This window comes from Escherichia sp. WS338 (genome assembly GCF_046486405.1).
Taxonomy (GTDB): domain Bacteria; phylum Pseudomonadota; class Gammaproteobacteria; order Enterobacterales; family Enterobacteriaceae; genus Escherichia; species Escherichia coli.
Window position 1 is genome coordinate 1 of sequence record NZ_JBJQLL010000113.1, and the last position, 537, is coordinate 537.

The 537-nt window shown below is 55.5% G+C and carries 2 protein-coding genes; both read left to right on the forward strand.

Annotated elements, in window-relative coordinates; genetic code table 11:
- A partial coding sequence (locus ACJHWT_RS25495) for an Ail/Lom family outer membrane beta-barrel protein (protein WP_162534375.1) occupies positions 1 to 117 on the forward strand: 117 nt, incomplete at its 5' end.
- Between the two features lie 64 nt (positions 118 to 181).
- On the forward strand, positions 182 to 537 hold a 356-nt coding region (locus tag ACJHWT_RS25500), incomplete at its 3' end, for a prophage tail fiber N-terminal domain-containing protein (protein WP_172904229.1).

Here is a 537-nt window from a genome sequence, read left to right on the forward strand (position 1 = left end):
GCTGGCGTGCAGTTTAACCCGACCGAATCCGTGGCCGTTGACGTCGCTTATGAAGGCTCCGGCAGCGGTGACTGGCGTACCAACAGTTTCATCGTTGGTGTCGGTTATAAATTCTGATTAGCCAGGTAACACAGTGTTATGACAGCCCGCCGGTTCAGGCGGGCTTTTTTGTGGGGGGAATATGGCAGTACGGATTTCAGGTGTACTGAAAGATGGCGCAGGTAAGCCGATACAAAACTGCACCATTCAGCTAAAGGCCAGGCGCAACAGCACCACGGTGGTGGTGAACACAGTGGCCTCAGAAAACCCGGATGAAGCCGGGCGTTACACAATGGACGTCGAGTATGGTCAGTACAGCGTCAGTCTGTTGGTGGAGGGATTCCCGCCGTCACACGCCGGGATTATCACCGTATATGAGGACTCAAAGCCGGGCACACTGAATGATTTCCTCGGTGCAATGACGGAGGATGATGTCCGGCCAGAGGCACTGCGCCGTTTTGAACTGATGGTGGAAGAGGTGGCGCGTAACGCGTCCGC